This window comes from Caulobacter sp. GSs2, from assembly GCF_058680895.1.
This window is the reverse complement of record NZ_CM178725.1, coordinates 1706484-1729429: the sequence shown is the minus strand read 5'-3', so window position 1 is coordinate 1729429 and position 22946 is coordinate 1706484. Positions and strand designations below refer to the sequence as shown.

General features: G+C 67.5%; 24 protein-coding genes. 16 read left to right on the top strand and 8 right to left on the bottom strand.

Features of this window, described 5'->3' with window-relative positions; all coding sequences use genetic code 11:
* Window positions 1-10: 10 nt before the first annotated feature.
* From ruvC to ACW17Z_RS08335, 4 genes are read left to right on the top strand one after another with little or no spacing between them, the layout of a single operon-like run.
* Window positions 11-532, top strand: a complete 522-nt coding sequence (ruvC, locus tag ACW17Z_RS08350; RefSeq protein ID WP_419321381.1) for a crossover junction endodeoxyribonuclease RuvC — start codon at window positions 11-13, stop codon at window positions 530-532.
* On the top strand, window positions 529-1146 hold the full coding sequence (ruvA, locus tag ACW17Z_RS08345) for a Holliday junction branch migration protein RuvA (protein WP_492058323.1): 618 nt from the start codon (window positions 529-531) through the stop codon (window positions 1144-1146). The genes ruvC and ruvA overlap by 4 nt, the downstream gene beginning before the upstream one ends.
* The gene (gene ruvB / locus ACW17Z_RS08340) at window positions 1143-2183 is read left to right on the top strand and encodes a Holliday junction branch migration DNA helicase RuvB (protein ID WP_419319926.1); all 1041 of its coding nucleotides are present in this window, start codon (window positions 1143-1145) and stop codon (window positions 2181-2183) included. The genes ruvA and ruvB overlap by 4 nt, the downstream gene beginning before the upstream one ends.
* A 4-nt stretch (window positions 2184-2187) precedes the next feature.
* On the top strand, window positions 2188-3039 hold the full coding sequence (locus tag ACW17Z_RS08335) for an FtsW/RodA/SpoVE family cell cycle protein (protein WP_492058322.1): 852 nt from the start codon (window positions 2188-2190) through the stop codon (window positions 3037-3039).
* A gap of 8 nt (window positions 3040-3047) precedes the next feature.
* On the opposite strand, the gene ACW17Z_RS08330 is transcribed toward ACW17Z_RS08335, so the two are convergent.
* Complete coding sequence (locus tag ACW17Z_RS08330) at window positions 3048-3293, bottom strand: type II toxin-antitoxin system RelE/ParE family toxin (protein ID WP_419319928.1); 246 nt, start codon at window positions 3291-3293, stop codon at window positions 3048-3050.
* 29 nt (window positions 3294-3322) lie between these two features.
* Complete coding sequence (locus ACW17Z_RS08325) at window positions 3323-3499, bottom strand: CopG family transcriptional regulator (RefSeq protein WP_419319929.1); 177 nt, start codon at window positions 3497-3499, stop codon at window positions 3323-3325.
* A gap of 159 nt (window positions 3500-3658) precedes the next feature.
* Here ACW17Z_RS08325 and ACW17Z_RS08320 point away from each other — a divergent pair, with 159 nt between their 5' ends.
* From ACW17Z_RS08320 to folP, 10 genes are all read left to right on the top strand, one after another.
* On the top strand, window positions 3659-4117 hold the full coding sequence (locus ACW17Z_RS08320; protein WP_492058321.1) for a YbgC/FadM family acyl-CoA thioesterase: 459 nt from the start codon (window positions 3659-3661) through the stop codon (window positions 4115-4117).
* 114 nt (window positions 4118-4231) lie between these two features.
* Entirely contained in the window at window positions 4232-4933 is a 702-nt protein-coding gene (gene tolQ, locus ACW17Z_RS08315) for a protein TolQ (RefSeq protein WP_492058320.1), read from the top strand.
* Between the two features lie 4 nt (window positions 4934-4937).
* On the top strand, window positions 4938-5456 hold the full coding sequence (locus ACW17Z_RS08310; protein WP_419319933.1) for an ExbD/TolR family protein: 519 nt from the start codon (window positions 4938-4940) through the stop codon (window positions 5454-5456).
* Window positions 5457-5463: 7 nt separating this feature from the next.
* Window positions 5464-6270: a cell envelope integrity protein TolA gene (tolA, locus tag ACW17Z_RS08305; RefSeq protein WP_419319934.1), complete on the top strand. Its 807-nt coding sequence runs from the start codon at window positions 5464-5466 to the stop codon at window positions 6268-6270.
* A gap of 20 nt (window positions 6271-6290) precedes the next feature.
* Entirely contained in the window at window positions 6291-7586 is a 1296-nt protein-coding gene (gene tolB / locus ACW17Z_RS08300) for a Tol-Pal system beta propeller repeat protein TolB (protein WP_419319935.1), read from the top strand.
* 173 nt (window positions 7587-7759) lie between these two features.
* The gene (gene pal / locus ACW17Z_RS08295) at window positions 7760-8323 is read left to right on the top strand and encodes a peptidoglycan-associated lipoprotein Pal (protein ID WP_492058504.1); all 564 of its coding nucleotides are present in this window, start codon (window positions 7760-7762) and stop codon (window positions 8321-8323) included.
* 170 nt (window positions 8324-8493) lie between these two features.
* Window positions 8494-9336 (top strand): tol-pal system protein YbgF, encoded by an 843-nt coding sequence (gene ybgF / locus ACW17Z_RS08290; protein WP_492058319.1) that lies wholly within the window; start codon window positions 8494-8496, stop codon window positions 9334-9336.
* Window positions 9327-10556 carry a tRNA lysidine(34) synthetase TilS gene (gene tilS / locus ACW17Z_RS08285; protein ID WP_492058318.1) on the top strand — a complete coding sequence of 410 codons (1230 nt, stop codon included), beginning with the start codon at window positions 9327-9329 and terminating at the stop codon, window positions 10554-10556. The genes ybgF and tilS overlap by 10 nt, the downstream gene beginning before the upstream one ends.
* 76 nt (window positions 10557-10632) lie before the next feature.
* Entirely contained in the window at window positions 10633-12504 is a 1872-nt protein-coding gene (gene ftsH / locus ACW17Z_RS08280; RefSeq protein ID WP_419319939.1) for an ATP-dependent zinc metalloprotease FtsH, read from the top strand.
* Between the two features lie 84 nt (window positions 12505-12588).
* Window positions 12589-13407 carry a dihydropteroate synthase gene (folP, locus tag ACW17Z_RS08275; protein WP_492058317.1) on the top strand — a complete coding sequence of 273 codons (819 nt, stop codon included), beginning with the start codon at window positions 12589-12591 and terminating at the stop codon, window positions 13405-13407.
* Window positions 13408-13762: 355 nt separating this feature from the next.
* Here folP and ACW17Z_RS08270 read toward each other — a convergent pair whose 3' ends face one another.
* Window positions 13763-14710 (bottom strand): IS110 family RNA-guided transposase, encoded by a 948-nt coding sequence (locus ACW17Z_RS08270; protein ID WP_492058316.1) that lies wholly within the window; start codon window positions 14708-14710, stop codon window positions 13763-13765.
* Window positions 14711-15784: 1074 nt separating this feature from the next.
* On the opposite strand from ACW17Z_RS08270, the gene ACW17Z_RS08265 reads away from it, so the two are divergent.
* Entirely contained in the window at window positions 15785-16522 is a 738-nt protein-coding gene (locus ACW17Z_RS08265) for a hypothetical protein (protein ID WP_419319942.1), read from the top strand.
* Here the strand turns inward: ACW17Z_RS08265 and ACW17Z_RS08260 are convergent.
* The 5 genes from ACW17Z_RS08260 to ACW17Z_RS08240 all read right to left on the bottom strand — a co-directional run bounded on the left by ACW17Z_RS08260 (window position 16519) and on the right by ACW17Z_RS08240 (window position 20824).
* On the bottom strand, window positions 16519-16890 hold the full coding sequence (locus ACW17Z_RS08260; RefSeq protein ID WP_492058503.1) for a VanZ family protein: 372 nt from the start codon (window positions 16888-16890) through the stop codon (window positions 16519-16521). The genes ACW17Z_RS08265 and ACW17Z_RS08260 overlap by 4 nt on opposite strands.
* Before the next feature lie 72 nt (window positions 16891-16962).
* Window positions 16963-18543, bottom strand: a complete 1581-nt coding sequence (gene serA, locus ACW17Z_RS08255; protein WP_419321387.1) for a phosphoglycerate dehydrogenase — start codon at window positions 18541-18543, stop codon at window positions 16963-16965.
* A gap of 129 nt (window positions 18544-18672) precedes the next feature.
* A complete protein-coding gene (locus ACW17Z_RS08250; protein ID WP_492058315.1) occupies window positions 18673-19860 on the bottom strand; it encodes a phosphoserine transaminase in 1188 nt (395 codons plus the stop codon).
* Between the two features lie 135 nt (window positions 19861-19995).
* Entirely contained in the window at window positions 19996-20421 is a 426-nt protein-coding gene (locus tag ACW17Z_RS08245) for a hypothetical protein (RefSeq protein ID WP_492058314.1), read from the bottom strand.
* Window positions 20422-20479: 58 nt separating this feature from the next.
* Window positions 20480-20824, bottom strand: a complete 345-nt coding sequence (locus ACW17Z_RS08240; protein ID WP_492058313.1) for a hypothetical protein — start codon at window positions 20822-20824, stop codon at window positions 20480-20482.
* A 166-nt stretch (window positions 20825-20990) separates the two neighbouring features.
* On the opposite strand from ACW17Z_RS08240, the gene ACW17Z_RS08235 reads away from it, so the two are divergent.
* The gene (locus tag ACW17Z_RS08235) at window positions 20991-22868 is read left to right on the top strand and encodes an ATP-binding protein (RefSeq protein ID WP_419319946.1); all 1878 of its coding nucleotides are present in this window, start codon (window positions 20991-20993) and stop codon (window positions 22866-22868) included.
* The last annotated feature ends 78 nt before the right edge of the window (window positions 22869-22946 follow it).

Here is a 22946-nt window from a genome sequence, read left to right as displayed (position 1 = left end):
ACAGGCGATGTTGCGAGAACACATGATGAACATGAATCGCATCCCGATCCGGATCCTGGGCCTCGACCCCGGCCTGCGCCGCACCGGCTGGGGCGTGATCGCGGTCGAGGGCTCGCGGATGAGCCACGTCGCCCACGGGGTGATCGCGCCCGACGAGAAGGCCGAGTTCGCCCAGCGCCTGCTGCACCTGTTCGAAGGCATCTGCGCGGTGATCGAGCAGCACCGGCCCGACGAGGCGGCGGTCGAGGAGGTGTTCCTCAATACCAACGCCCAGTCCACGCTGAAGCTGGGCCATGCCCGCGCCGCCGCCCTGATCGCCCCCGCCCGCGCCGGACTGCTGGTGGCCGAATACTCCACACGCCTGGTCAAGAAGGCCGTGGTCGGCACCGGTGCGGCCGACAAGGCCCAGATCGGCTTCATGATCGCTCGCCTTTTGCCCACCGCCGGCAAGACCACGGCCGACTGCGCCGACGCCCTGGCCGTCGCCATCACCCACGCCAATCTGCGCGTCGCCAACCGGAGGGTCGCATGATCGGCAGATTGCGCGGCGCGGTCGCCGAGGTCGGCGAGGAAGAGGCCCTGATCGATGTCATGGGCGTGGGCTATGTGGTCCGTTGCGGCGGCCGCACCCTGTCGCGCCTGCCGGCCCTGGGTGAGGAAGCCCTGCTGCACATCGAGAGCCAGTGGAGCGAAAGCGCCGGCCTGCGGCTCTACGGTTTCGCCACCCGCGAGGACCGCCGCGCCTTCGTGCTGCTGCAGGCCATCCAGGGCGTCGGCCCCAAGGCGGCGATGGCGGTGCTGGACATCCTGTCGCCGGCCGAGCTGGCTTCGGCGGTGGCCCGCGAGGACAAGGCCGCCGTCGGCCGCGCCTCGGGCGTGGGGCCCAAGCTGGCCCTACGGATCGTCACGGAGCTGAAGGACAAGCCGATCACCGACGGTCCGGTGCTGATGACCGCGCCGACCTCGGGCTCCGCGCCTGTGAAGGCCAAGCCCGCCCCGACCGGCGACGCTGTGGCGGCTCTGATGGGCCTGGGTGTGGCGGAAGTGAACGCCCGCCGCGTCGTCGAGGCGGCCGCCGCCAAGCTGGGTGAAGAGGCGACGGTTCAGGCTCTGATCAAGGCCGGGCTGCAGGAGCTCGGGCGTTGACCCGCATCATCTCCGGCGAAGCCCAGCCCCACGAAGCCGTCCCGCTGGCCGCCGACAAGGCCCTGCGCCCGCAGACCCTGGCCGAGTTTGTCGGCCAGGAGCAGGCCAAGAGCAATCTGCGCGTCTTCATCGAGGCCGCCAAGGGCCGGGGCGAGGCCCTGGATCACGTCCTGCTGTTTGGCCCGCCCGGCCTGGGCAAGACCACCCTGGCCCAGATCGTCGCCCGCGAGCTGGGCGTGAACTTCCGCGCCACCTCGGGCCCGGTGCTGAACAAGCCCGGCGACCTGGCGGCGATCCTGACCAATCTGGAAGCCAACGACGTCCTGTTCATCGACGAGATCCACCGCCTGTCGTCGAACGTCGAGGAGATCCTGTATCCGGCCATGGAGGACCATGTGCTGGACCTGGTGATCGGGGAAGGACCTTCAGCCAGATCGATCCGCATCGACCTGGCCCCCTTCACCCTGGTGGCGGCGACGACCCGGGCGGGCATGCTGGCGACGCCGCTGCGCGACCGCTTCGGCATCCCGATCCGGCTGGAATTCTATACCCACGCCGAGCTGAAACACGTGCTGCTGGGCGCGGCCCGCAAGATGGGCGCGCCGCTGTCGGAAGACGGCGCCACCGAGATCGCCGCCCGGGCGCGCGGCACGCCCCGCGTCGCCGGCCGTCTGCTGCGCCGGGTCCGTGACTTCGCCGAGGCCGACGGCGCCACCGTCATCGATCGCAAGGCGGCCGGCATGGCGCTGGCGCGGCTGGAGGTCGACGAGGTCGGCCTCGACAGCCTCGACCGCCGCTATCTGCGCGCCCTGATCGAGCACTATGGCGGCGGCCCGGCCGGGGTCGAGACCATCGCCTACGCCATCGCCGAGTCCCGCGACGCCGTGGAAGACGTCATCGAGCCCTATCTGATGCAGCAGGGCTTCATCCAGCGCACCCCGCGCGGCCGGGTGGCCTGCGGCAAGGCGTATCTGCACCTGGGCCTGACGCCGCCCGCCGCGCCGCCGGCTCAGGGCGGCCTGTTCGGGGAGGCGTAGCGCCATGCGTGGAATCCGGTTCGTGACCGCCATTCAGGCGGCGGCCTGTTTTGGGGTTTCTCTGGCGGCGATCGGCGCGGCCGGGGCCGGCCCCAACGCGCTGATGCTGCAGACCCTGGCCGCCATCATCGCCCTTGGCCTGGCGCTGGTGGTGGCGCGCTTCTGGCGCAAGGCCCGCTGGCGGTACTGGCTGCTGATCGCCGCCTGCGCCCTGGCCCTGGTCTGGACCCTGATGACCGGCTCTGTCCTGGAGGGCGCACGGCGCTGGCTGGCCTTGGGACCAGTGCAACTGCACACGGCCTTCCTGGTCCTGCCCCTGGCGGTGTGGGCCGTCGCGAGAGGTTTCGAGGACCGGCGCGTCGCCCCTCTGGCCGCCGGCCTGAGCTTTGCGCTGCTCTATCAGCACGACGCCGCCTCGTCCCTGGCCTGGGCCCTGGCGATCGGCGCGGCAACGCTGGTCCAGCGCCCGCGCCAGCTGCTCCCCTGGGCCGTGGTCGCCGTCGCCGCCGTGTTCGCCTATGCCGCCTGGACCGAACCCGACACCCTGCCGGCCGTGCCCTATGTCGAGGGCCTGTTGCGCACGACCTTTGAAGCCAGCCCCGTCCTGGGCGTCCTGGCTGGGGTCCTGATGTTCAGCCTGCCCGCACCGTTTCTCCTGGTCGCCGCCAGCCGGCCCGAGCGGCGCGCCGAAGCCCTTGCCCTTGCGGCGTTGTGGGCGGGCTGGATTTTCGCCAACCTGTTTGGCAACTATCCTGCACCGGTCCTGGGTTACGGCGCCGCGCCGATCCTGGCCTGGGGCCTGTCCGTCGGCCTCATGCTCGGCGAACCCGCCAGCCAGAGCGATCCGGCGCCATGATCCAGGCCTCAGGCCTCGACGTCCTGAGCGCCATGACGGATCCGCAGGATGAGAACGGCATCGTCCCTGACCCTGTAGCGGATCAGATAAGGATGGATGATCGCAAGCTCTCGCAATCCACGGACGGTCTCACGCCCACGGTCTGGATGCATGGCCAGACTGTCGGCCGCCGATTGAAGGCGTTGCGCCAGACGAACAGCCGCAGAGGCATTGAACGCCGACACGTAGGCGAAGATGCTTTCGAGATTGGACACGGCCTCGGCCGTCCAGACAATCCGCCGCACTAGTCGCCGGATTTGGGCGCTGGCGTGGGCGCGCCGTCGGACCATGACTTCAGCCAGCGGCTCACGGCTTCATGGCTGATGACGCGACCCGCCGTGATGTCGGCTTCTGCGCGCGCGTCGGCGGCGGCTTCAGCGGCATCGTCCGTTTCATCGAAGATGGCGGGTTCGATCTTCATGGCCAGAATTTATCATGGCGAGCGCGAAAGTCCATAATCAATTCCAGATTGAATTTTTACTTTTGCGCCTTTGACGGCAGTCCCGATTTCGCCAGTGGGCTTATCGCTCTTGCCTGACCAACCTATACTCCCCTGACCCCAGGGCGCGCCGGAGCGTAGATGACCACCCCAGACCCCACCGCCGGCGGCTTCGACGGCCGCGAGCATCAACTGCCCGTCCGCATCTATTACGAAGACACCGACTTTTCCGGCATCGTCTATCACGCCAACTATCTGCGCTATTTCGAGCGGGGGCGGAGCGATTTCTTCCGGCTGGTCGGGATTTCGCACACCGAGCTGGCCCAGGCCGACACCGCCTTTGCGATCATCCGCATGGAGCTGGACTTCAAGCGTTCGGCGCGGATCGACGACGCCCTGGTGGTTCGCACCACCTATGACAGCATCAAGGGGCCGCGCCTGTTCGTGAGCCAGAAGATCACGCGCGGCGACGAGCTGATCTGCCAGGCGGCGGGAACTGCCGTCTGCATCACCCTGGACGGCCGCCCGCGCAGGCCGACGGCGCAGATGCTGGCCCAGATGGCCCCGTGGCTTGAGCCCGCCGCCGGGACCGAAATCTGAGCGCGGGGAATTTTCAGGCTCTCCCGGTGATTGTCATAGTTTCACCAAAGCGCCGCTTCATGCCAGTAAGACGCTACACCTAGACAGACGCCCGAACGGAGCAGGATCCCCCGCATGGACGCCGCCGCAGCCGCCCCCGCCAATTTCTCGTTCCTCGCCCTGTTCATGCAGGCCGACTGGGTTGTGAAGGGGGTGATGGTCGGCCTGATCCTCGCCTCGCTGGGCTCGTGGGCCGTGATTCTGGACAAGCTGTTCCGCTTCGCCGCGCTCAACCGCGCCGCCGACCGCTTCGAGAGCCAGGTCGGGGCCGGCCGCTCGCTGGAAGACGTGGCCGGAGAGGCCGGCGCCAATCCGCGCCATCCGCTGCCGCGCATGCTGCAGGCGGCGCTGAAGGAATGGCGCGAGGCCAAGTCGCGCGGCGCCATCAGCGAAAATCAGGCCGCCTTCCTGATCCAGCGCATCGACCGGATCATGGACACCATGATCGCCCGCGAGAGCGCCAAGGTCGAAGAGGGCCTGGGCAGCCTGGCCATCGTCGCCACCGCCAGCCCGTTCATCGGCCTGTTCGGCACGGTGTGGGGCATCATGCACGCCTTCCAGGCCATCGCCATCTCGAAGAACACCTCACTGGCCGTGGTGGCCCCGTCGATCGCCGAGGCCCTGTTCGCCACCGCCATCGGCCTGGTCGCCGCCATCCCGGCCTATATCGCCTACAACAAGTTCTCGACCGACGCGGGCAAGTATGCCGGCCGCCTGGAAGGCTTCGCCGACGACCTGTCGACCGCGATCCAGCGTCGCCTGGCCGAGCGGGTCTGATCCGATGTCGATGTCCGCCAACGACGCCTTCGCCACCGGCGGGCGCCGCGGTCGCCGCCGCGGCCGCCGCTCGCGCGGGGCCCTGTCCGAGATCAATGTCACCCCGCTGGTCGACGTGATGCTGGTGCTGCTGATCATCTTCATGATCAGCGCCCCGCTGCTGACCGCCGGCGTGCCGCTGGAGCTGCCCAAGACCGAGGCCGCCGCCCTGCAGAACCAGCAGGAGCCGATCACGGTGTCGATCGATCGCGCCGGCAAGATCTTCGTCGGCGAGACCGAGATCGCCTTCGAGAACCTGGCGCCGCGCATCACCGCCATCGCCGGCGACGGCTATGACAAGCCGCTGTTCGTGCGGGCCGACGGCGCGGCGACCTATGCCGTGGTCGCCCAGACCATGGCGGCGCTGTCGAACGCCGGCTTCTCCAAGATCAACCTGATCACCGAGACGGGCGGCCCGTCGTCGGGCGCGGCCCCGCTAGACGCCCAGCCCGAGGGCTCGGGCGACCTGCGGCCGGCCCAATAGGTCGCTGATGGCCCGGCGTGCTGAAATCGGATTCTCGCCCGCCCTGATCGGGTCGGTCGCGCTGCACGGGCTGGTGGCGGCGGCGATCCTGATCGGCCTGCCGTGGAAGAAGCCTGTGCCCATCACCCTGGGCGAAAGCGTGCCGGTCAATATCGTCACCACCGGGCCGACCAATGTCCGCCCGGCCGAGGAGGCGCTGGAAGATCAGACGGCCCTGACCGAAGAGCCGGTAGCCGAAGCGACCCCCACTCCGCCGGCCCCCGTGCCGGCCCCGGTGCCGACGCCCGCGCCGACACCGCCGTCCAAGGCCGCGCCCAAGCCGACGCCCACGCCCACGCCGGCCAAGAAACCGGCTCCGGCCAAGGCCAATGATGACTTCTTCGCCTCGATGGAGGCGTCGCTGTCCAAGACCAAGAAGTCGACCGGCAAACCCGCCGCCAATGCGCCCAAGGGGCCCAGCCGGGCGGAGACCTCGGTTTCAGCCCGTCCCGCCGCCGGCGCCGCCACCGGTCTTTCGGCCGCAGCCCTGGGCCGCCTGCAGGGCGAGGTCCAGGATCGCTGGAACCCCAATTGCGAGGTCGAGGGCGGCTCGAACGTCAATGTGCGGGTGGTGTTCGTGATCGGACCGGGCGGCCGCGTGATCGGCCAGCCAGAGTCGCCTGGCACCACATCGCCCGATCCGGTGGTCAAGGCCGCCTCCGACCGCGCGGTTCGCGCGCTGTTGCAGGCTTCGCCGTTCGCTTATCTGCCGTCTGATCTCTACGGTCAGAAAATAGCCCTGAACTTCAACGCAAAACAGGCTTGCACGCGATGATGACGCCCAAGGGGAATGTGATGCGCCTGAAAGCCCTGCTTCTGATGGTCGCCGCCTTGCTGGGCGGGGCCATGGTCTCGCCGGCCGCCGCCCAGATCGAGGTCGATATCAACGCCGGCGCGGTCAAGCCGCTGCCGATCGCCGTGCCCGCCTTCTCCGGCTCGGGTCGCGGGGCCGAGATCGCCCAGGTCATCACCGGCAATCTGGAGCGCTCAGGCCTGTTCCAGCCGCTGAACGTCTCGGCCGTGCCCGACAAGCTGCCCGACGTGAACGTCCAGCCGCGCTTTCCCGACTGGCAGGCCACCGGGGCCCAGGCCCTGATCAACGGCCAGGTGACGGTGGGCGCCGACGGCGGCCTGCGCGTCGATTTCCGCCTGTGGGACGTGTTCAGCCAGCAGCAACTGCTAGGCCTGCAGTTCAGCTCCACGCCCGACAACTGGCGCCGCGTGGCTCACAAGATCAGCGACGCCGTCTATGAGCGTCTGACCGGCGAAAAGGGCTATTTCGACACCCGCGTCGCCTTCGTGGCCGAGAGCGGCCCCAAGATGGCCCGCATCAAGCGCCTGGCGATCATGGACCAGGACGGCGCCAATCCGCAGTTCCTGACCGACGGCTCCTATATCGTCATGACCCCGCGCTTCTCGGCCACCAGCCAGGAGCTGACCTATATGGCCCTGCGGCCGACCGGCTCGTCGATCTACCTGCTCAATCTCGAGACCAGCCGCCAGGAAACGGTCGGCAAGTTCCCGGGCATGGTGTTCGCCCCGCGTTTCTCGCCCGACGGCAGCAAGGTGGCCTTCTCGGTGGAAAAGGGCGGCAACAGCGACGTCTATGTGCTGGACCTGCGCAGCCGCCAGTCGGTTCGCATCACCACCGACCCGGCCATCGACACCTCGCCGTCGTTCTCGCCGGACGGCAGCAAGATCGTCTTCAACTCCGACCGTGGCGGCCAGGCCCAGCTCTATATGATGAACGCCGACGGCTCGGGCGTGCGGCGCATCTCCTATGGCGGCGGCCGCTATACGACGCCCGTCTGGAGCCCGCGCGGCGACTTCATCGCCTTCACCAAGCAGCTTTCCGGCCAGTTCCACATCGGCGTCATGCGCACCGACGGCAGCGACGAGCGCCTGCTGACCACCAGCTATCTGGACGAGGGCCCGACCTGGGCGCCGAACGGCCGGGTGCTGATGTATTTCCGCGAGAGCCAGAGCGGCACGCCGCGCCTGTGGACCGTCGACATCACCGGCCGCATCCTGCGTCCGGCCGCCTATCAGGGCCAGGCCTCCGATCCGGCTTGGTCGCCGTTGCTGGACTGAATCTGGACGGTCGAGCAACCTCGACTGTTCGGCGACGTTTGTTGTGACGGTTCGCCTTGCAAGTGAATCAAGGTCGCGACAGGGTGATCTGACGCCATTGTGAGGCTTGGTCGGGCGTTTTCATTGTCCCGTTGAGGTGCTTGAAGGGTATCCAACAGGTCCAAACCGAGGTTTTGAGGAGAAACTGGATGAACTTCGACACCAAGCGCGCCGCTAGACTGGCGCTGATCGGTTTGGCGGCCGCCTCTCTCGCGGCCTGCGCTTCGCGGCCGACGCCGGCCGGTCCCGCCCCCGTGGCGCCGAGCGAGCCCGCCAGCCCCAGCGCGCCCTACACCCCGCCGATCTCGCCGGTCAGCCAGGGCGCGGTCCCCGGCTCGGTCCAGGACTTCGTCATCAATATCGGCGAGCGCATCTATTTCGACACGGACGAATATGTCGTGCGCAGCGACGCCCAGCCGGTGCTCGGCGCCCAGGCCCAGTGGCTGAACCGCTATCCGGCCGTCCGCGTCCGCATCGAAGGCAATGCCGACGAACGCGGCACCCGCGAATACAACCTCGCCCTCGGCGCCCGCCGCGCCAACGCCGTCCGCGACTTCCTGGTCAGCCAGGGTGTGTCGGGCGCGCGCATCGAGACCCTGTCCTACGGCAAGGAACGTCCGATCGACGCCGGTTCGTCAGAAGAAGCCTGGGCCAAGAACCGTAACGCCCGCACCGCCATCACCGACGGCGCGCGCTAGCACAAGACGGAACCCTTCCCCCTTGATGGGGGAAGGGCAGGGATGGGGGTGATGCGGCGGTTGGTCCGTCCAGCGCCGCGTCACCCCCACCCAACCCTCCTCCGTCAAAGGGGGAGGGCTTTGTTTTTCGTCGCCCCACTTTTGTCCGCAATCAGGGCATAATCGCCGACATGAAGCTTAAATCCGTTCTGCTTGCCGCCCTGCTGGTGTCCACAGCCTTGCCGGCCATGGCCCAGACACCCATGCCCGAAGATCCGCTGGACGATCGCTCGGTCAAGCGCGTCGAGCGCATGGAGAAGGTGGTCCGCGAGCTGCGGTCGATCGTGTTCCAGGGCCGCGACACCGGCAAGCCGGTCGTCGTGCAGCCGGCCGAGACCGAGGCCCAGATCCTGACCCTGGGCGAGCGCATTGGCGATCTGGAACAGACCCTGCAGCGCGTCAACGGCCAGAACGAGACCCTGACTCACGACCTAGACCAGGCCCGCCGGGCCACGACCGAGCAGAAGACCCGCGGCGACGCGCTGGAGGCCCGCCTTGCGGCGATCGAGGCCAAGCTGACCGCCCTGGAGACCGCCGCCGTCGAGGCCGCCCAGGTGGCCGAGACGCCCGTCCCGCCAGCGCCGCCCGCCGATCCGGCCGTGGCCTTCAAGCAGGCCCGGCAGTTCCTGCTGGACGGCGACTACGCCAATGCCGAAGCCGCCTTCTCGGCCTATGTGACCAACTATCCCGACAACCCCAAGGCGCCCGAAGCCCGCTACTGGCTCGGTGAGACCCTGTTCGTGCGCGAAGCCTATGGCGACGCCGCAGGGGCCTTTCTGGGCGCCGTGCGCGGCTGGCCGCAGACCGGCTGGGCGCCCGACGCCACCCTGAAGCTGTCGCGGGCGCTGGTGGCGCTGAAGAAGCCCGCCGACGCCTGCAAGACGCTGGACGAGCTGGCCAAGCGCTATCCCAAGGCCCCGCCGGCCGTCGTGTCGCGCGCCGCCTCGACCCGCGTCGCGGCCAAGTGCGCCTAGCAGGGATTTCGGCCGCCTTTGATCGGCGGCTGGATCCCGCGAGCCGCGCGCCCGTCGCGGTCGGCTTCTCCGGCGGCGGCGACTCCCTGGCCCTGCTGATCCTCACCCTGGACTGGGCCCGGGCGCACGGCCGTCCGGTGCTGAGCCTGACCGTCGACCATCAGCTGCAGCCGGCCAGCGCCGCCTGGACCCGCGAGGCGGTCACCCATGCGCGCGATCTCGGCGCGAACGCCCTCTCCCTAGCCTGGACCGGCGACAAGCCGACTGCGGGCCTATCGGCCGCCGCCCGCCGGGCCCGTCACGCCCTGCTGGCCCAGGCCGCCCGCGCCGCCGGGGCGCGTGTCCTGCTTCTGGGTCACACCGCCGACGACCGGATGGAAGCCGCCGCCATGCGGGCCGAGGGCTCCACCGTTTCCGATCCGCGCGACTGGTCGCCGTCGCCGGTCTGGCCCGAGGGGCGGGACGTCTTGCTGCTGCGGCCCCTGCTGGACCAGCGCCGCGCCACCCTGCGCGACTTTCTGCGCGAGCGGGGCGAGACCTGGCTGGACGACCCGGCCAATGACGATCCGCGCTCGGCCCGCGCCCGGGCGCGGCGGTCGCTGGCCATGACCGGTGCGCCGGCCGCCGAGCCGGCGCGGCGCGAGCCTCCGATCTTCGAAGGCGACCCCGTGGGCGTCATCGCCCTGCCGCGAGACGCCGCCGCCGCCCACCTCGCCGCCGCCTGCCTGTGCGCCGCCGGGACCGAGCGTCCGCCGCGCGGCGAGCGACTGGAGCGCCTGGTCGCCCGCCTGCGATCGGGTGAGCTGTTCACCGCCACCCTGGCCGGCGCGCGAATCGAGGCCGGCCCCGACGCGGTGCGATTCCACAGGGACGCGGGCGAGTCGGCGCGGGGCGGTCTGGCCGATCTGGCGCTGGGGCCGCACGAAACCGGCGTCTGGGACGGCCGTTATGAAATTACCGCCGGCAAGGCCGCCGTCACCGTCCGCGCCCTGAAAGGCCTGGCCGCCAGCCTGTCGAAAGCCCAGCGCGCCGCCCTCAAGGCCACACCCGCCGCAGCCCGCCAGGCCTTGCCCGCCTTGGCTTTGGCGAGTGGCGGCGTCGTTTGTCCCATGCTCGGCGGCCCGGCTCTTGCAGTCAGCGAGGGTGTGCGAATTCGGGCTCTCTTCCTGGATCGTTTCAGGGCCGCGACGGGTCTGATCGACCAAGAATGCGTGACCTGACGACGCACGCGTGGCGCAAGCGCTTGCGACCCCCTATCTTGGGATGTCGAAGGCTATCGTTGGGAAGACGACGGGTATGAATTTCAGGAATGCGGCCATCTGGCTGGTCATCGTTGCGGTGCTGGTCGGCGTCTTTGTCGTCAACCAGACCTCGCACACCCAGGCTGGCGGCGAAATCAGCTATTCGCAGCTTCTGCGCAAGGTGGACGCCGGCGAAATCAAGTCGGCCGAGATCGCCGGCCCGATCGTGGCGGCCAAGGACGGCTCGGGCAACGTGCTCACCGTCAACGCGCCGAACAATTCGGACGAACTGGTCAATCGCCTGGTGGCGAGGGGCGCGGACGTCAAGTTCAAGGGTGGCGGCATCAGCCTGCTGGCCATTCTGGTCAACCTGCTGCCGATCATTCTGGTGATCGGCGTCTGGGTGTTTTTCATGCGCCAGATGCAGGGCGGGGCCAAGGGCGCCATGGGCTTTGGCAAGTCCAAGGCCCGCCTGCTGACCGAGAACAAGAACAAGGTGATCTTTGACGACGTCGCCGGCGTCGACGAGGCCAAGGAAGAGCTGCAGGAGATCGTCGATTTCCTGAAGGATCCGGCCAAGTTCCAGCGCCTGGGCGGCAAGATCCCCAAGGGCGCCCTGCTGATCGGCCCTCCGGGCACCGGCAAGACCCTGATCGCCCGCGCCGTCGCGGGTGAGGCGGGCGTGCCGTTCTTCACGATCTCGGGCTCCGACTTCGTCGAGATGTTCGTCGGCGTCGGCGCCAGCCGCGTGCGCGACATGTTCGAGCAGGCCAAGAAGAACGCCCCCTGCATCATCTTCATCGACGAAATCGACGCCGTCGGTCGCCATCGCGGCGCCGGCCTGGGCGGCGGTAACGACGAGCGCGAACAGACCCTCAACCAGCTGCTGGTCGAGATGGACGGCTTCGAGGCCAATGAAGGCATCATCCTGATCGCCGCCACCAACCGTCCCGACGTTCTGGACCCGGCCCTGCTGCGTCCGGGCCGCTTCGACCGTCAGGTTGTGGTGCCCAACCCTGATGTCGCCGGTCGCGAAAAGATCATCCGCGTCCACATGAAGAACGTCCCCCTGGCCGCCGATGTCGACGTGCGCACCCTGGCGCGCGGCACCCCCGGCTTCTCGGGCGCCGACCTGGCCAATCTGGTCAATGAAGCGGCCCTGACGGCGGCCCGCAAGGAGCGTCGCATGGTCACCATGCACGACTTCGAGCACGCCAAGGACAAGGTCATGATGGGCGCCGAGCGTCGCTCCATGGCCATGAGCGAGAGCGAAAAGAAGCTGACGGCCTATCACGAGGGCGGCCACGCCCTGGTGGCCCTGCGCGTTCCCGTTGCCGATCCGGTCCACAAGGCCACCATCGTGCCGCGTGGCCGGGCCCTGGGCATGGTCATGCAGCTTCCCGAGGGCGATCGCTACTCGATGAGCTTCGACATGATGACCTCGCGTCTGGCAATCATGATGGCCGGCCGGGTGGCCGAGGAACTGATCTTCGGCAAGGAGAAGATCACCTCGGGCGCCTCCAGCGACATCAGCGCCGCCACCGGCCTGGCCCGCAACATGGTCACCCGCTGGGGCTTCTCCGACAAGCTGGGCACCGTGGCCTATGGCGACAACCAGGACGAAGTGTTCCTGGGGCACTCCGTGGCCCGCACCCAGAACGTCTCGCCCGAGACCATGATCACGATCGACGCCGAGGTCCGCCGCCTGGTCAAGACCGGCGAGGACGAGGCCCGCCGGATCCTGACCGAGGAGCTGGACAACCTGCATGCGGTCGCCAAGGCCCTGCTGGAGTTCGAAACCCTGAGCGGCGACGAAATCATCGGCGTCATGAAGGGCGTCCAGCCCAACCGCAAAGACGAAGACGAAAAGAAGCCGGCCCTGCCGATGTCCTCGGTGCCGATCTCGCCCACGGGCGTCACGGCCTAAGGCCTTCTTCAGACGACACGGAAAAGCCGGTCCCTCGCGGGGCCGGCTTTTTCTTTGGGCGGTCTACGGCCTACAACACCTGCCATGACCGTCAGCCCCGCCAAGCCCCGCCTCATGGGCATCGTCAATGTCACCCCCGACAGCTTCTCCGATGGCGGCCGGTTCATGGACCACGCCTCGGCCCTGGCCCATGCCCGCCAACTGATCGCCGACGGCGCCGACATTCTGGATATCGGCGGCGAGTCGACCCGGCCCGGCGCCGCGCCGGTCACGGAAGCCGACGAGCTGGCCCGGGTGATCCCGCTGATCGCGGCCATCCGGGCCGACAGCGACGTGGCGATCTCGATCGACACCATGAAGCCCGCCGTCGCCCGCGCCGCCGTCGCGGCCGGGGCCACGATCTGGAACGACGTCGCCGCCCTGCGCTTCGCCCCCGACGCGCCGCAGGTCGCCGCCGAACTGGGCTGCGAGGTGGTGTTGATGCACATGCTGGGCGAGCCCGGCACGATGCAGGACGCGCCGGTCTATGACGATGTGGTCGCGCAGGTCGAAGCCTTCCTGCTGGCCCGCGCCGACGCCGCCGTGGCGGCGGGGGTCGAGCGCGGCAAGATCTGGCTGGATCCCGGCATCGGCTTTGGCAAGACGTTCGCGCACAACCTGTCCCTGCTGGCCGCCCTGCCGCGCCTTGTCGCCCTGGGCTACCCGGTGCTGCTGGGCGCCAGCCGCAAGCGCTTCATCGCCGCTATTGACCCGCTGGGCGAGGCCGCCGGGGCGCGTCTGGGCGGCTCGCTCGCGGCCCACCTGGCCAGCGCGGCGGCGGGCGTCGCGGCGGTGCGGGCCCACGACGTGCGCGAGACGGCGCAGGCTCTGGCGGTTTGGGAGGCGGTGAGGGCGGCGTCGTGAGGGGCGCTGGGCGGATGCATTGAAGGTCCGCTAGGGGTGGATGGACCCGGTCAGAACAGGACACTGGTCGCCGCCCCCAAATATCTTGTCATCCCGGCCGTAGCGTAGCGGAGAGCCGGGACCCAGGGGCCGCCTCACTGCAGTTGCCCCTGGGTCCCGGCGCCCCCGCCCTCACGGGCGTCCGGCCGGGATGACAAGATTTATGGGGGTGAGGTGAAGCCTCGGAAGCGGAACTTTCGAGATGCCGCTTTGGGTCGAAAGCAGTCTTTGGCTCAATGCCCACAAGCGGACGCCCCGCGTCCCGCTCATCCTTACATCTCGTGGAGGCTGCAGCGTGCGGGTCTGGGCAGGTCAGTCAAGCAACTGTGTTCTGAGGCAAGGCCCAGGGCTGGCGGGTATGTAGCATAGCGTTGAGGGTGACGATCAGCCGACGCATGCAGGCGACCAGAGCGACCTTCGGCGGCTTTCCGGCCTTTCGCAGCCGATCATAGGCCTCCTTCAGAACGGGGTTGAAGCGCACGCCGCTCAAAGTGGCCATGTAGAGCACCTGGCGCACCGAGCTTCGTCCGCCCCAGGTGGTGCGGGTCCCGCGCATCTTGCCGGAGTCGCGGTTGAAGGGGGCGGCGCCCACAAGGGCCGCGATCTGACGCCTGTTGAGACACCCCAACTCGGGCAGTTCGGCGATGACCGTTCGGGCCAGAACCGGTCCTACGCCCGGCATACTGGTCAGGAGATCCTCATCAGCCCGCCAGCTGGGACTTTGGCGGATCTGGTGATCCAGGTCGTCGTCGGTCTGGGCGATCTCGCTGTCGAGCCAGGCCAGATGACGCTCGACACCGGCCCGCACGGCTGGGCTCACCGTGATCTCCAGACGGTTCTTTTCGGCTTTCCTCATGTCGAGCAACTGGCGCCGGCGCACGACAATGTCCCGTAGCGCCTGGGTTTGCTCGTCACGCAGTTGCCGAGGCTCGGGCCGAACGGCTTCGGCGAACCTGGCCAGAACGTCCGCGTCGATGGCGTCGGTCTTGGCCAGACGCCCGGTGGCGCGGGCGAAGTCGCGCACCTGTCTGGGATTTACAACGGCTATCGCCCAGCCCTTGGCCGCCAGCGCCGCCACCGCGTCGCGCTCATAGCCACCGGTCGCTTCCAGAACGATCAGTTGGGGGCGACGTTTGCCCACCCAACTTACCAGCCGTTGCAGATCATCAGCCGGCACGCTCAACCGCTCGCCGCTCGGAGCTGTGGCTAAATCCAGCCGCCCTTTGGAGACATCGATCCCTATCCACGTCACTTGCTTGTTCATGACCTCCCACCTCGTGCATGCGAGCTTCAAGCTCAGGCAACTGTTCGGAGTTGCACGAAAACAGACGGCTGGAGCTCCTGCTTGACTGCGGGGTCTAGCCCCACGGACGGTTCCACGAGCTTCCAGCCGTCCCGATCAAACCTCATCGGCAGACCGTTCGTCCATCATACGAGGACCGGTCTGCGACCGGCCGCGTCGCGGCCGGCCGGAGGGCGGTGTCGGCGGAGTGACCTTTCCAGACCGGCGATCGTCTCGCCGTGAGATTTAAGGATGGCTCCCTTCGGCGCGAAGGCGAGGGGTGTTTCCCCGGCCACCGCCGCTGGCCCCCTCCTGACCGCTATCGCGGTCGTCCTCCCCCTTGTCAGGGGGAAGATGAGATCAGCGCGCCCTTCATCTTCCCCCTCCGGGGGAAGACGGCTGCGAAGCAGCCCGTAGGGGGCAAGTGTGGGGATAGAGCGCTGTCTGTCCCCGTACTTTCCGAAACAGAACCCAGCCCAATCAACCGCTTGTAAAATAGTTGATCGCGCCAATCCTCGGAGCTCAAACCTCCCGCATAATCACAGCTGTCCCCGTCGCAAGGGGAGGGCGCCTGGTACCGGCCCAAAGCGGCGATGGGGATGGAGCTGAGCGGGGCCGCGACGCCCTGGAAGGCGGGTCGAGGTGTGCGGGCTGTCTCAGAAGGACGGACCAAACGCTGAGTGGCTTGTCGGCCGGGTGAACGCGGGTCGAAGAGGGCGAGGGATCGTAAACCCGCCTATCGCGTATCGTCGGCGTCGAGACGGTTAGCCGATCGACGGGATGCGCGCCCGTACGGGGGCTCTTGGGTATCAGAGCTGAAAGACGCTCGCTTGGCCCAATCCTCACGCAAGAACAGCTTCTGCGAAGCGGACAGGTCGAGCCGAAACGCAAAACACACATCACGGTCATCCGGGTTCGTCCCGGCCGCTTCGCGCCTCCCCAACCCACTTGCGGCCGATTTCGGCGCGAGAGCGCAAAGCCGTGTGTCTCCGTCACAGGGTGTCCAATGGTGAAGTTGTGCCAGACTGGTCGCCAGCACGATTCTGCGAGCCCGACATGAAGCCCGTGATCATCTTTCAGCCCGGCATGGCCGGCGATCTGCTCTTCATCCAGAAGATCGTCAAAACCTATGCCGCCGGCGGCCGCAGAGTGATCCTGCCGGTGCGCGAGACGCACAAATGGGTCTATGACGCTCTGGTCATGCCGGACAATGTCGAGACCCCGACCCTCGAGCACGATTTCGAGTTTCGCGACGAGATCCTGTTCCTGGCCGACAAGATCGCGCTCAGCCCCATCGAGGCCAACGCCTACACGTTCCTGTCGCTGTTCTTCTCGTGGCGCTACGCCCCCGAACAGACCATGGATCTGAAATACCAGGTCTCCGGCGTCGAGATGGACGGCTGGGCCGACCACGTCACCCTGCGCCGCGACCTGGAAAAGGAAGAGCGGCTGTTTCGCGAACTAGGCCTGGACGACGGCGTGCCCTATGCCCTGATCAACGAGACCTGCAGCTCGCGCACCATTCCCTTTCCGCACCGGGCGCCGGAAAAGGAAGTCCGCCTACGGATGGTTGAGGGCTACACCCTGATTGACTGGAGCACGGTGATCGAACGCGCCGCGCGGATCGCCACGGTCGACACCTCGATCGTCCTGCTCATCGAGGCACTGAAAATCACCGACAAGCCGCTGCATGTGGTGTCGCGCTATGAGCCGCCCAGCTTCCGGGAACTGCAAAACGTCCTGAAGCTGGAGTGGCTGTTCTACTTCCGACCCGAGCATCTGGCCTATAACTAGGCTGCGGCCGGCTCTCTCCGGGTCCAGGCGCGCAGGACGATCGGCCCAAACAGCGCCCCGATCCCGCAGGCGTCGGCGACCACGTCGCCAAACGCAGCGTCACGGCCGACCAGGGCCTGCACCAGCTCGATCCCGACGCCGAAGCTCAGCAGGACCGCGCCGATCCGCCAGAAACGGCTGGCCGGCAGGGCGGCGACGGCCAAGGCGGTCAGCACATAGAAGGCGATGAAATGCTTGGCCTTGTCCCACGGAATAAAGTCGACGCCGCCGTCATCCGGCAGCACGGCCCGCCACAGGGTAAAAAGCGACGCCGTCACGAAGACGGCGAAGGCCAGGCGATTGACCTTGCGGTTCTGGAACAGCGGCATGCTCAAACTTGAAACCCATTCATCATCCCGGGACGGCGACTATGCCGCCCCAGGATGACGAAATCGCAAAGCCTAGAACGTCAGCGCGCGCGCTTCCTTGACGTGGGGCAGAGCCTGGATCTTGGCCAGAAGATCGGCGCTCGGGGCCTGGTCGACGCCGACCAGGGCGATGGCGTCTTCGTCGGCCGACAGCCGGCCCAGGTTGAAGGTGGCGATGTTGACGCCCGCCTCGCCCAGCAGCATGCCCAGGGCGCCGATGAAGCCCGGCTTGTCGAGGTTGTTGATATAGAGCATGGCCGGCGAGAAGGCCGCGTCCAGCTCCATGCCCTTGACCTCGACGACGCGCGGGGCGCCGGCGATCACCGTGCCGGCAAAGGCGCGCTTGCCCTTTTCGGTGGTGATGGTGATGCGCATCAGGCTGTCATAGGTGGGGCTGACTTCCTGGCGGCTCTCGGAGACGGTGATGCCGCGCTCCTTGGCCACGGCCGGGGCGGAGACCATGTTGATCTCGGCCAGCATCGGCTTGAGAATCCCGGCCAGCGCCGCCGAGGTCATCGGCTTGACGTTGAGATTGGCGACCTCGCCCTCATAGGCGATGTCGATGGCCTTGATGCCGAAGTCGACCATCTGGCCGGCCAGGGCGCCGATCTTCTCGGCCAGTGCCACGAACGGCTTCAGCTTGGGGGCTTCTTCGGCCGTGATCGACGGGCTGTTCAGCGCGTTGGTGACGGCGCCGGTCAGCAGGTAGTCGCTCATCTGCTCGGCGACCTGCAGGGCGACATTTTCCTGGGCTTCGTTGGTGCTGGCGCCCAGGTGCGGGGTGGCCACCACGCGGTCCGAGCCAAACAGCGGGTTTTCCTTGGCCGGCTCGGTGACAAACACGTCAAAGCCGGCGCCGCCGACATGGCCGCTGTCGAGCAGGGCGCGCAGGGCGACTTCATCGACCAGGCCGCCGCGGGCGCAGTTGACGATCAGCACGCCCTTCTTGGTCTTGGCCAGGTTCTCGGCCGACAGGATGTTGCGGGTCTTGTCGGTCAGCGGGGTGTGCAGGGTGATGACGTCGGCGCGGGCCAGCAGGTCTTCCAGCTCGACCTTTTCGACACCCATCTCGATGGCGCGCTCTGGCGACAGGAACGGGTCGTAGGCGACGACCTTCATCTTCAGGCCCAGGGCCCGGTCAGCGACGATGCCGCCGATATTGCCGGCGCCGATCAGGCCCAGGGTCTTGGCGTACAGCTCCACACCCATGAAGCGGTTCTTCTCCCACTTGCCGGCCTGGGTCGAGGCGTCGGCGGCGGGCAGCTGGCGGGCCAGGGCGAACATCATCGCGATGGCGTGCTCGGCCGTGGTGATCGAGTTGCCGAACGGGGTGTTCATCACCACCACGCCCTTGGCGGTGGCGGCGGGGATGTCGACATTGTCGACGCCGATGCCGGCCCGGGCGATGACCTGCAGCTTGTGGGCGGCGGCGATCACGTCCTTGTCGAGCTTGGCGCCCGAGCGGATGGCGATGCCGTCATAGTCGCCGATGACGGCGATCAGTTCGTCCTTGGTCAGGCCGACCTTGATGTCGAAGTCGACGCCGCGGTTCTTGAAGATGTCGACGGCGGCGGGGCTGAGCTTGTCAGCGATGAGAACGCGGGGAGCCATGATGAGGTGTCCGATCCTGGAGAGCCGGCCCTGTCCTTCGACGGATTTCGGGCGGCGGCTGTGTTGGGGGGGTCTGAAACCCCCGTCCCGAACAGATCGAGGGACGAGGATTCCAGTCGTATTGGGAGGCGTTTAGGCGGCGACCAGCTCGGCCGAGACGGTGGCGAACGCCCAGTCCAGCCAAGGGGTCAGGGCTTCCAGATCCGAAGCCTCGACGGTGGCGCCGCACCAGATGCGCAGGCCGGCCGGGGCGTCGCGATAGCCGCCGATATCGAGGGCCGCGCCCTCTTTCTCGAGCAGGCTGGCCAGCTTCTTGGCGAAGTCGGCCTGGGCGTCTTCCGGCAGGGCGGCGATCGCAGGATCGACGACCTTGAGGCACACCGAGGTGTTGGAGCGGATGTCCGGCGTGGCGGCCAGGAAATCGACCCACGGGGTCTTGGCGACCCAGTCGGCGATCACTGCCAGGTTCTGGTCGGCGCGCGATTGCATGCCTTCCAGACCGCCGATGGACGAGGCCCACTTCAGGGCGTCCAGCGCGTCTTCCACGCAGAGCATCGACGGCGTGTTGATGGTCGCGCCCTCGAAGATGTCGAGGGAAACCTTGTTCCCGCCGTCCTTGTTGGCCTTGGTCATGCGGAACAGCTTGGGCATCGGCCAGGCCGGCGTGTAGCTCTCGAGGCGCGCCACCGCGCGGGGAGACAGGATCAGCACGCCGTGCGCGCCTTCGCCGCCGAGCGCCTTCTGCCAGGAGAAGGTCACGACATCGAGCTTGGTCCAGTCCAGGTCCTGGGCGAAGGCGGCGCTGGTGGCGTCGCAGATGGTGATGCCTTCACGGTTGGCCGAGATGAAGTCGGCGTTCGGGACGCGGACGCCCGAGGTGGTGCCGTTCCAGGTGAAGACCAGGTCCTTGGCCGGATCGACCTTGGAGGTGTCGGGCAGCTGGCCGTAGGGCGCGTCCAGCACCTCGACATTGGGCAGCTTCAGTTGCTTGGTGACGTCGGTGACCCAGTCCTTGCCGAAGGATTCGAAGGCCATCAGCTGCACCGGGCGGGCGCCCAGCATCGACCACATGGCCATTTCGACGGCGCCCGTGTCCGAGCCGGCGACGATGCCGATCAGGAAGTCGGCGGGCACTTCCAGCACTTCGCGCGTCTGGTCGATGGCGGCCTTCAGGCGCGCCTTGCCCAGCTTGGAGCGGTGCGACCGGCCCAAAACAGCGTTTCTGAGATTTTCGGGGGTCCAGCCGGGGCGCTTGGCGCAGGGGCCGGAAGAGAACTCGGGTCGAGCCGGACGTTGCGCCGGCTTGGCGAAGGTAGTCATAGCGATGTCTCCCATCCTTACAGATGGACAGCGCCCCGTTGGGGGGGCGTGGCCCGCCGGCGAGAAACGCCGTTTCAGACCGAAAGGCAAGGAGAGAATTGTCGCGGCGGTGGGCTTTTCGCGGCCAGCCGGCAATTATTTTGCGGCGCGCGTCCGCTTGCGCCAGGCCATCAAAGCTCCAATGAGGATGCAGGCCAAGACACCCAGAGAGTCTATGTTGTTGATGATCGAATAGAGCCGATCATGAGAGCGTTCAGCCACAAAATAGTAGGCGTGAAGGCTGAACTGGACGGCTTGAAATATCATCGCCCCGCCTAGCCATGCGCTGGCGTAGCGGAGGGCAATGACCAGAAAGCCCATGGCTAGAAAGCCATCGTCTGCAAGCAGCAGCAGAGGTTGCCACTCAGCGGGGGACAAATTATGCGCGCCAAACGCGAATAAGGCAGCGGAAAGTACGAGAACCGCACCCAGCCTTTCCGGTCGCCCGCCCTTTGTCCAGGCAAGCGAGAGGATCGCGACGAGCACTGTCCAACCGATGATGGGCGCAACGGAAGTGTACATGGAAAAGGCCTCTAACCGAGATTAGAGGCCTTAAGCAGTTAAACTATTGCAATGTTCTTTAGACCGCTTCGCGGACCGCCGAAATATCCGCGCGACGGAATGAACCTTCCGGCGGCTTGTCTTCAAAGCCGGCCATCTTGGTGCGGACGCCAATGCGCAGCTTCACGTCGTTCAGTTCATTGTGCATTTCGACCATCGCCGAGCGGGCTTCGCCCAGCGCGGCCAGAGCTTCGACCAGCTTGGCGCTGGCGCGGTCGCCGACCACGGCCGACAGGCCGATGTCCTTGCGAGCGCGGAGCATGTCCGCCATCAGCTCGGCGGCTTCGACCATGGCCGTATCAACGGCGTTTTCCGTCGCGAACAGCTTGGTCGCGATGCGTTGCGCAACAAAAACCTTGTCCATGCCCATCTCCCATTAAGAACCTGTTAATGAATGTAAACGAAGTCTTAACGAGCAGGCAACCAGAAACACGTCCTAGCGTTGTTTTGCCGCGCTATCTGACCGGCTTGGAAGCGAAGCGTTAGGGAGATGCCCCCAAAATGGGTCTTGGCATTCACCCGGGCCCCCCATGTCTGATCCGCTGCGCAGCACCGACGCTCCAACGCACGTTCCCCTCCAGGCGCGAATCGCGGGCGTGGCGCTGATCACCACGGTCATCGCCCTGGTCGCCGCCTGCGCCTGCTTCATGGTCCAGCAATGGAGCGTCGCCCGGCAGGAGGCCCGGGCCAATCATCAGGTTCTGACCCAGATGGTCGCGGCGGGCGCCGCCGCGCCCCTGGCTGCTGGCGACGTGGTCGGCGTCAGCAACGCCCTGGCCGCCGTCGCCAATGCGCCGCACGTGGCAGGCGTGCAGATTTCCGACCTGCAGGGCCGCGTGGTCGCCCACCTTGGCGCCGCGCCCGAGGCTGGAAAATCGACCCAGACCGTCGAGAAGAAGATCCTGCTGGACGGCCGGCAGATCGGAACCCTGGCCCTGGTGGCCCGCGAACCGCGGCTGGAACAGATCCTGGCCCGCGACCTGGCCCTGACCGGCACGCTGTTCTTTGGCTCAGCCGGACTGGCGATCCTGCTGGCCAACGGCCTGGCGCGCCGCATGACGCGCCCGATGCAGCGCCTGACCGAGGCCATGCAGGCCGTGGCCGCCGACGGACGCTTCCGCCCCGTAGAGCAGACCAGCGAGGACGACGTCTTCCAGAGCCTGACCGAAAGTTTCAACCAGCTGGTCAGCCGGCTGGAGATCAATGACCAGGACCTTCGCGGAGCCATGGCCGAGCTGGTCAAGGCGCGCGATGAAGCCAACGCCGCCAATGTCCTGAAATCCCACTTCCTGGCCAATATGAGCCACGAGATCCGCACGCCGCTGAACGGCGTTCTGGCCATGGCTGAGGTCATGGCGATGGACGAGCTCAAGCCCGCCCAGCAAGAGCGCCTGATGGTAATCCGCGAGTCGGGCGGCCTCCTGCTGGCCGTGCTGAACGATGTGCTCGATCTCTCCAAGATCGAGGCCGGCCGTCTGGACCTGGCAGCCGAGGACTTCGACCTGCCCGCCCTGGCGGTCTCTCTGCGCGACAGCTTCGCCGGCGAAGCGCGTGACAAGGGCCTGGCCTTTGAAGTCGCGGTGGCCGCCGAAGCCCAGGGCGTCTGGCGCGGCGATGTCGACCGCCTGCGGCAGATCCTCGGCAACCTGATCTCCAACGCCCTGAAGTTCACCCCGGCCGGCGCGGTGGCGGTGCGGTTTGCCTCCGCCGAAGATGGCTCGGGCCTGCGGATCGACGTGGCTGACACCGGTATCGGCATCTCGGCCGAGATGCAGCCGCGACTGTTCGACAAGTTCGTCCAGGCCGACAGCTCGATGACCCGCCAGTTCGGCGGCTCGGGTCTGGGCCTGGCGATCTGCCGCGAGCTGGCCACCCTGATGGGTGGCGGGATCGCCGTGCAGAGCCGAGAGGGCCGGGGCTCGACCTTTACCGTGGTTCTCTCCATGCCGCGCGGCGACGCCGAGGCCACCGTCGCCGGAGCCGTGGAGGCGCGCCCAGCGGCCCCTCGCACCCGTCCGCGCGTGCTGGCCGCCGACGACAATCCGACCAATCAGAAGGTCATCGCCGCCGTCCTTGCCCCGCTGGGCGCCGAGGTGGAGCTGGTCTCAGACGGCGCGGCCTGCATCGAGGCCTGGAAGCGCGGCGGACACGACATCATTCTGATGGACATCCACATGCCGATCATGGATGGCGTCGAGGCCGCCAGGACCATCCGCGAACTGGAACGGGCCGAAGGCAGGGCCCGCACGCCGATCGTGGCGGTCACGGCCAACGCCCTGGCCCACCAGGTCGAGGGCTATCTGGCCGCCGGCATGGACGGCCACGTCGCCAAGCCGATCGAAGTGACCAAGCTCTATGCGGCCATCGAAGCGGCCATGACCGCCGCGCGCCTCGCCGACGCGGCCTGAAGGCGGCTGGCGAAGATTCTCCCAACCTGAACGCCAGACAACGAGCGGCTCAGAACCGCTTCAGGCTGGGCATGGTTT